2 protein-coding genes are annotated in these 3,873 nt (G+C 37.1%); both read left to right on the top strand.

The features are described 5' to 3' along the window. Positions 1-619 precede the first annotated feature (619 nt). On the top strand, positions 620-3,238 hold the full coding sequence (gene clpB, locus PN497_RS17340; protein ID WP_096572306.1) for an ATP-dependent chaperone ClpB: 2,619 nt from the start codon (positions 620-622) through the stop codon (positions 3,236-3,238). A gap of 211 nt (positions 3,239-3,449) precedes the next feature. Continuing rightward, positions 3,450-3,674: a hypothetical protein gene (locus tag PN497_RS17335; protein ID WP_096572305.1), complete on the top strand. Its 225-nt coding sequence runs from the start codon at positions 3,450-3,452 to the stop codon at positions 3,672-3,674. The last annotated feature ends 199 nt before the right edge of the window (positions 3,675-3,873 follow it).

The raw sequence follows: 3,873 nt of genomic DNA, 5'->3' as shown, positions 1-3,873 counted from the left end.
GGTGATTGGTGATTGGTGATTGGTGATTGGTGATTGGTGATTGGTGATTGGTGATTGGTGATTGGTGATTGGTGATTGGTGATTGGTAAAAATTAATATAATTTCTCGAACACCCAAACATCATATTTATAGACTCTTTTCTCTGCGACTCTGCGCCTCTGCGTGCAACAAAAAGCATTAAGCAAAATTAGACAAAAAAGAAAAACTTTCACCAAGGTTTTACATATTTTTTAACTCTTTTTTAACTCATAATTCACCCTTGGATTGTACATATATCATACCACAAAAATCTTGTGTGTCAATATCAATCCTGAAACGACGGAAACTCGTTGATAATTGATAGTAATTCTCAAGATTATTGAGAATGAAGGGGGCTAATTCTCAATAAACCACATCACACACTTTTTTTCTAGATCAGAGATTTAAAAAACTTATATATTATTGAGGTGACAGGTGACAGGTGACAGTAAATAATTAATTATCAATTACTCATGATCGGCTTAAACTAAATAACTGATAACTTGGGATAATACTACATAATGAGGATGGGAAGACCGATCCAGAAAAAGGCTAGGGTATTTTTACAATGACGATATGAAAGTCAAATATCAAAAAAACTATGCAACCGACTAATCCGAACCAATTTACAGAAAAAGCCTGGGAAGCGATCGCGCAAACACCAGAGATTGCTAAACAATACCAGCAGCAGCAACTAGAAAGCGAACATTTAATGAAAGCACTGCTGGAGCAGGATGGACTTGCTAACGCTATTTTCACGAAAGCCGGTGCAAACATCCCAAAAATCAGAGATTACACAGAACAATTTATTTCCCGTCAACCCAAAGTATCAGGAAGTAGCACATCTGTATATTTGGGTAAAAGTTTAGATACATTATTAGACAGATCGGAAAAATATCGCCAAGAATTTAAAGATGAATATATTTCCGTTGAACATATATTATTAGGATATGCTAAAGATGACAGATTTGGTAAAAGTCTACTGCAAGAAATTGGTTTAGACGAAGGCAAATTAAAGAATACTATTAAACAAATTCGTGGGAGTCAGAAAGTGACAGATCAAAGTCCAGAAGGAAAATATCAGTCTTTAGAAAAATACGGACGTGACTTAACAGAAGCAGCGCGTCAAGGAAAATTAGATCCGGTAATTGGTCGGGATGATGAAATTAGAAGAACCATTCAAATTCTTTCTCGGAGAACCAAAAATAATCCTGTATTAATTGGTGAACCTGGAGTTGGAAAAACTGCCATTGCGGAAGGTTTAGCACAGCGAATAGTTGCGGGTGACGTTCCCCAATCTTTGAAAGATAGAAAATTAATTGCTTTAGATATGGGAGCGTTAATTGCTGGTGCAAAATTTAGAGGAGAATTTGAAGAAAGACTCAAAGCTGTATTAAAAGAAGTTACCGAATCTGGTGGAAATATCGTATTATTTATAGATGAAATTCATACCGTTGTCGGTGCAGGTGCAACCCAAGGGGCGATGGATGCAGGTAACTTATTAAAACCCATGTTAGCACGGGGTGAACTGCGTTGTATTGGGGCGACAACTTTAGATGAATATCGTAAATATATAGAAAAAGATGCTGCTTTAGAAAGACGTTTCCAACAAGTTTATGTAGACCAACCAGATGTACAAGATACGATTTCTATTTTGCGGGGTTTAAAGGAACGGTATGAAGTGCATCACGGGGTAAAAATTTCGGATAGTTCCTTAGTTGCTGCTGCGACTTTATCGAGTAGATATATTAGCGATCGCTTCCTGCCAGATAAAGCTATTGACTTGGTAGATGAAGCTGCTGCTAGACTGAAAATGGAAATTACATCCAAACCAGAAGAACTAGACGAAATTGATCGGAAAATTCTCCAATTAGAAATGGAGAAACTGTCCTTACAAAAAGAAAGTGATTTAGCTTCCCGCGAACGTTTGGAAAGACTAGAAAAAGAACTTGCCGACTTTAAAGAAGAACAACGCGCACTCAGCGCCCAATGGCAATCTGAAAAAGATATTATCACAAAAATTCAATCTATCAAAGAAGAAATTGATCGAGTTAACTTAGAAATTCAACAAGCAGAAAGAAACTATGATCTTAACCGCGCTGCTGAGTTGAAATATGGTAAACTCACAGAATTACATCGACAATTAGAAACCGTAGAAAGGGAACTAGCTAACGCCCAAGGAACAGGAAAATCATTATTAAGAGAAGAAGTCACCGAAGCGGACATTGCCGAAATCATTTCTAAATGGACAGGTATTCCTATTAGTAAATTAGTGGAATCAGAAAAAGAAAAATTACTGCATTTAGAAGATGAATTACATCAGCGAGTAGTGGGACAAAGTGAAGCTGTGACTGCGGTAGCTGATGCCATTCAACGTTCTCGCGCTGGACTTGCTGATCCTAACCGCCCCATTGCTAGTTTTATTTTCCTTGGACCGACAGGAGTTGGTAAAACAGAATTAGCTAAAGCTTTAGCTGCTTATATGTTTGACACAGAAGAAGCTTTAGTCAGAATTGATATGTCAGAATACATGGAGAAACACGCAGTTTCTCGATTAATTGGTGCGCCTCCAGGTTATGTTGGTTATGAAGAAGGTGGACAATTAACAGAAGCTATTCGTCGTCGTCCTTACGCAGTAATTTTATTCGACGAAATTGAAAAAGCGCACCCGGATGTATTTAACATTTTCCTGCAAATTTTAGATGATGGTCGTGTCACTGACTCCCAAGGAAGAACGGTAGACTTCAAGAATGCCATTATCATCATGACTAGTAACATCGGTTCTCAATATATTCTGGATGTTGCTGGGGATGATTCAAGGTATGATGAAATGCGTCATCGAGTGATGGAAACAATGCGGAATAGTTTCCGTCCTGAGTTCTTGAACCGCATTGATGAAATTATCATCTTCCACGGTTTACAAAAATCAGAACTGCGAGAAATTGTGCAACTGCAAGTAGATAGACTCAGACAAAGATTAACTGATAAAAAAATGTCCCTGCGACTTGCTGCATCTGCACTAGACTTTTTAGCAGAAGTTGGTTATGATCCTGTATTTGGTGCGAGACCATTAAAACGTGCCATTCAAAGAGAGTTAGAAACCCAAATTGCTAAAGCTATTTTGCGGGGTGAATTTAATGACGCTGATACAATTTTTGTTGATGTGCAAAATGAACGTCTAGCTTTTAGTCGTTTACCAGTGGAAGTGTTTAGCAATTAAGTCAGGAGTAAAACCCTTTTTTAATCAGAGTTTTATGATTAATTGATGTCCTAACTACTCTGTGTACGGCTATAATTTAACTGTGGAGAAAAATTGAAAAACCTAGTTTTTAAAAACTTTTAAAGGCTAGAAATAATATCCCCGACTTTTTAAAAGTTGGGGTTTTGAGTTATAAATCATCAAAATAAACCATAAACTAGGAGTGTGATCTGTGTCTTTAGAACAAGTTGAAAGTTTTTATGAAATGTTGAATTTAGAACCTGGTGTGTATGAATTATATTATAAAAATTGCCGTAAACCCGGAGTTTTTGATAATTCTCACTGGGATACAAAAAAAATAGTTAATTTCGCTGCTACTTTTGGCTATATTTTTACAGCAGAAGAATTAGAGGACTTTTGGTTTGCAACTGAACCTGTGAGAGTAAGTCGTAAATAGGGTTTGCTGAATAAACTCAAAACCTTGATAAATCAAGGGTTTCAGGTGGAAAATCAGGAAATCAGTGCAGGATTTTTCAGGGGCATACTCCTAAAAGCGTGCATTTTCCGGGTGAAATTTCAAAGAATTGGTTACTAACAGATCACCCAAACTCTTGCCTATTCCCTATTCCCTATTCCCTGCCTTAACGAAGAGACTT

The sequence above is a fragment of the Sphaerospermopsis kisseleviana CS-549 genome (assembly GCF_028329225.1).
Classification (GTDB): domain Bacteria; phylum Cyanobacteriota; class Cyanobacteriia; order Cyanobacteriales; family Nostocaceae; genus Sphaerospermopsis; species Sphaerospermopsis kisseleviana.
This window is presented reverse-complemented; position numbering and strand designations above follow the sequence as displayed.

Excerpts from the sequence above, each read along its gene's own strand:
- clpB (WP_096572306.1), top strand. The coding sequence starts at position 620 with ATGCAACCGACTAATCCGAACCAATTTACAGAAAAAGCCTGGGAAGCG.